Source organism: Bacillus sp. MBGLi79 (assembly GCF_002953915.1).
In genome coordinates this window covers 853,445-857,907 of record NZ_CP026521.1, presented here as the reverse complement: position 1 = coordinate 857,907, position 4,463 = coordinate 853,445, and the positions used below count along the sequence as shown (strand labels likewise).

7 protein-coding genes and 1 riboswitch are annotated in these 4,463 nt (G+C 46.8%); all 7 genes read right to left on the bottom strand.

All coding sequences use genetic code 11. The annotated features are described in order from the left end of the window. A partial coding sequence (locus C1T29_RS04315) for a lyase family protein (protein WP_269321162.1) occupies positions 1-552 on the bottom strand: 552 nt, incomplete at its 3' end. After that, complete coding sequence (purK, locus tag C1T29_RS04310; protein WP_095292975.1) at positions 549-1,691, bottom strand: 5-(carboxyamino)imidazole ribonucleotide synthase; 1,143 nt, start codon at positions 1,689-1,691, stop codon at positions 549-551. The genes purK and C1T29_RS04315, both read right to left, overlap by 4 nt. Further along, entirely contained in the window at positions 1,684-2,172 is a 489-nt protein-coding gene (gene purE / locus C1T29_RS04305; RefSeq protein ID WP_020450433.1) for a 5-(carboxyamino)imidazole ribonucleotide mutase, read from the bottom strand. The genes purK and purE overlap by 8 nt, the downstream gene beginning before the upstream one ends. 136 nt (positions 2,173-2,308) lie before the next feature. Beyond that, a riboswitch (purine riboswitch) is annotated at positions 2,309-2,411 on the bottom strand. 78 nt (positions 2,412-2,489) lie between these two features. Continuing rightward, a complete protein-coding gene (locus tag C1T29_RS04300; RefSeq protein WP_020450432.1) occupies positions 2,490-2,687 on the bottom strand; it encodes an NETI motif-containing protein in 198 nt (65 codons plus the stop codon). Continuing rightward, positions 2,687-3,241, bottom strand: a complete 555-nt coding sequence (locus tag C1T29_RS04295) for a DUF2179 domain-containing protein (protein ID WP_003179524.1) — start codon at positions 3,239-3,241, stop codon at positions 2,687-2,689. Before C1T29_RS04295 ends, C1T29_RS04300 begins: the two co-directional genes overlap by 1 nt. Before the next feature lie 186 nt (positions 3,242-3,427). After that, positions 3,428-3,616, bottom strand: coding sequence for a hypothetical protein (locus tag C1T29_RS04290; RefSeq protein ID WP_020450431.1), 189 nt, complete (start codon positions 3,614-3,616; stop codon positions 3,428-3,430). A gap of 121 nt (positions 3,617-3,737) precedes the next feature. Further along, positions 3,738-4,463: DUF6574 domain-containing protein (locus C1T29_RS04285; protein ID WP_208945620.1), on the bottom strand; the 726-nt coding region annotated here is incomplete at its 5' end.

Genomic DNA, 4,463 nt, shown 5'->3' with positions numbered 1-4,463 from the left:
GACTGCGCCTGAAATTTTACCGACTTCGATGCCTTCTTTCGCCTGCTTGAAGCGTTCCAGGTTGCGCTTCATTTCTTCATACCAAAGGGCGAGCTTCAAGCCAAATGTCGTCGGTTCTGCATGCACGCCGTGTGTGCGTCCCATCATGACCGTATATTTATGTTCCTTTGCTTTTTCTTTCAAGATGTCAACAAATCTCTCAATGTCCTTGAGCAAAATATCGTTCGCCTGTTTTAATAGATAGGAAAGAGCGGTATCGACCACATCTGTTGATGTCAGTCCGTAGTGCACCCATTTTTTCTCTTCGCCAAGCGTTTCCGATACGGCGCGGGTAAATGCGACGACATCGTGGCGCGTGTCCTGCTCGATTTCAAAGATGCGGTTGATGTCAAACGACGCTTTTTCCCGTAAAACCTTCACATCTTCTTTCGGAATGACGCCGAGCTCAGCCCAAGCTTCACAAGCCAGTATTTCAACCTCCAGCCATGCTTGGAATCTGTTTTCATCCGTCCAAATCGCAGCCATTTCCGGTCTTGAATAACGTTCGATCATTGTTTTCGTCCTCCATCTCTTTCAATCCACTTTTCTGTCATCTTCCCGATCCATTCATTGTCGGGTGTTCTTAAAAATGTGATATGCCCCATTTTGCGGCCCGGTTTGACTTCATGCTTTCCGTATATATAAAGCTTCGCTTCTTTTAATAGTTCGGGATCTTCTTCAGCCATGTACACTTCATCTCCGAGAAGGTTTACCATCATTCCTTCCTTCAGAAGGTCCGTTTTGCCGAGCGGCAGTCCGCAGACAGCACGGATATGCTGTTCAAACTGGCTCGTTTCGCAAAGATCAAGGGTGTAATGGCCAGAATTATGCGGCCGCGGCGCTAGCTCATTGACGAGAAGTTCGCCGTCTTCTTTCAGGAAAAGCTCAACGGCCAGTGTTCCGACAAGCTGAAGCTTTTCGGCAAGCCTGAGGGCAAGTGCTGCCGCTTGTTCCTGAACCGCTTCATCGGCCCGTGCCGGGACGATGCTCTGGAATAAAATATTTTGTTTATGGATGTTCTCTGCCGCCGGAAAAACGGTTGTCTCTCCGTGAACCGATCTCGTCACGATCACGGACAATTCCATTTTGAAAGGAACCCAGCTTTCCAAAATGCATGTGCCGTGCTGTAAAAGTGCTGCGGCTTCCCCGATTTGTGCTTGTTGTTTCAGGACGTACTGCCCTTTTCCGTCATACCCGCCGCGGCAAGTTTTCAGCACCGCCGGAAGACCGAGCTCCGCTACGGATGCTTCCAGTTCCGTTCGGTCGTGAATGATTCGGTACGGGGCGACTTTGCAGCCCGCTGATTCAATCGCTTTTTTCTCGGTTTCCCTGTTTTGCGTAAGGAGCAACAGCTCGCTCCCTTGCGGAAGGTAAGCGTGCTCTTTCAGCCAGTTCAGCGCATCATAATCGATGTTTTCGAATTCATAAGTAATCACATCGCTCGCTTCGGCAAGCTTCCGTATCGCTTCGCGATCATTATAAGCAGCCGTAATTTCAAGGTCTGCGACCTGTCCGCACGGTGATGAAGGGACAGGGTCAACAACAGCGATTTTATAGCCCATTTGTTTGGCCGCGACCGCCATCATTTTGCCAAGCTGTCCGCCTCCGATAATGCCGATTGTCGCTCTCGGAAAAATCGTTTGTTTATACAAGCTGATCACTGCTTTCCAACACGGTTTTTCTGATGCTTTCCCTTCGTTCATCCAATCTTCCGGCAAGCTTTTCGTCAAAAGCAGACAAAATCTGCGCCGCAAGCAGTCCGGCGTTGACCGCTCCCGCTTTCCCGATGGCAACGGTCGCAACGGGTACACCGCCCGGCATTTGAACGATTGAAAGCAACGAATCGAGACCATTCAGCGCTTTTGACTGAACCGGCACACCGATGACGGGCAGCGTCGTTTTGGCTGCGACCATTCCCGGCAGGTGAGCGGCTCCGCCCGCTCCGGCAATGATGACTTTCAAGCCTCTTTCCCGCGCCGTTTCGGCATATTCGAACATTAAATCAGGCGTCCGATGTGCGGAGACGACCTTTTTTTCGTACGGAATTCCCAGTTCATCGAGGATGCCGCAGGCATGTTTCATCGTTTCCCAGTCAGATGTGCTTCCCATGATAACACCAAGAAGAGGCTGCATATCTTTTTGTCCCACCTTTAGCTGTTATTCTTCGCATATAAAAAGCCCGGCATGTATTGCATTTGTAGGAAGCAACACAAACCGGGCATGGCGCGTGTATCGTCAGTTAGTCCGCTTCTCGCGATCTCCATGTCAGTTTATTGTCCACTTTCCTGCATAGTCCGATGATTTACGGTCATCGGGTAGAGACTTATGGGCCATATTCCCAAGATTATATGAGGATGTGTTTTCATGTCATGTTTATCTTAACAACGGACTGTGATAATGTCAACGACATTATCGAACGATAGTATATTTTGTTGTTCTAATGTTCGGGTTTAGAGTAATTTCCCTTCGAATATAATTTTTCTTCCGCACGGAACAACCTGAATCGTTCCATTTTCCTTTGTTTCTTTGAAGACCGGCTCCTCCATTCGACGCACCGGTGTATAGCCTTCTTCCTGCATCTTCGTCAACACGGATTCGATCGTTTCGCCTTCCGTTACTTCAAAGCGCTTTTTTTTCGGCTTTGTCATTATTCTTTAATTCTCCTTTTCTTTACGGCTTTCACCCAGAATCCGCCGTGTATCGTCTTCGGTTCATAGGAAATGATAAATGCTTTTGAATCGATTGATTTAATCGTTTCGTACAGCTGCAGTTCGTATTTTCTCGGCGTCAAAATCTGCATCGCCGTTCTGTCTCCCTCAAGTCCGCCGACGACCCAGTGGGTGACGCCGTAGCCTTTTTCCCTGAGCTGTTTCGGCAAATCCAAATCAAGCTCTTTCGTAATGGCGTTAACGGTAATATAGCCCAAAGCGAGCTTTTCTTCAATTTTCGTGCCGACGATGATTCCGATTCCAAATCCGACCGCGTAAGCAATCACGTTTTGGATTTGATTTAAATTATCTAGAACGAGCCCCAGCCCGACGACGTAGACAAGCATTTCGATTGTCCCGATAAAAGCGGCGAGATACCGCTGGCCTTTAAGAGTCAGTATCATTCGAAGGGTTAAAAACGTTACGTATATAATATTGATAACCAGAATAATTCCAACCATGATCACACCATTCAATAGTGCTGAGTGAAGCAATTGAAATCCCTCCTTTAGATGCAAAGCAATCATATTCTACTAGAGAAATTCTCCATACACAATCCTGTAATGGCCCTGCTTCACCACAAAATTTTTCGACATTGCTCACTCCCATCAGTTTACCCTTTTTCTACCGGTTTCAAAGCATTGAAACGCAATTAAAAAAGACGTTCAAATGAACGTCTTTCAGAGCTGGTGCTTATGATCCCGCTGACGATCTCCAACGGATTCGCTCAGTTTGCGGTGCTCCTTTTCCAAATCGCTCAGCGTATATGACGAGAGGTCTTTCAAATTGTCCAGCCGCCCTGATTTTGCAAGCTGCCTGATTAAATACTCCTTTTTTTGTTTTACAGCTTTTCGAAGAAAGTTAGCCATCGATCACTCCCCCATCCGTTCGTATGATTGGTTACAATATAATACATATTATTCTTATGAGTCAACTCAGAATTAATACGGAGAAAAAACCGGTTCTTCAAGAAGAACCGGCAATATCTCCTTAAACAGGAATAAGCGACGACAACAAGTATCCGCCTACCAGCTTCCATGTTGCCGCAACGAATACCAATTCAAGCAAAAAGACGGTAAACACACAGTACATCAGGTCAAACCGCGCTTTTTCGCTTTTTTCATAAATCGATTGAATCAGCGTAAAAGTCCCGAATGTCAATCCCATAAAGATGACGATCGAGAGAATCACCGTCGCGGCCGTGAAGTTGATAATCGCGAATATCATCCACAAAGCGGCGGGGACGATAAACGGAACCAATAGAGAACCGTACTTTGCCGTGATATCGAAAAATGAAACTTTATACCTGAGCATAAAATTCGATACAACCCAGCTCGATGCTGCCATCCAAAACATGAAAGCCATGCAATAGATAAACACAACCAAAAACACTTCCAGGAACGGCACTGACACGCCGAACCCGAGAATTCTCCCCCTGCCCGCAAGCAGCTGATAAAAGTTGCCGAGCGAAAAGAAAACGGCCAAAAGCGTCATTGAAATAACGGAATACTTAAAATAAGACCGGTCAAAATCAAGTGCGCTGCGCACCGGGGATTTTAAAATATCGAGCACAAAGCTGAAATAGCGGAACAAAGCGGCAATCACGCTCTCCATCACCGATTTGACTTTCGCCGCAGACGGATTCGTCTCCTTGCTTTTCTTCGCTTTTTTCCGAGAATTCCTCGACATCCTCGAAGCAGGTTCTTCTATATCATC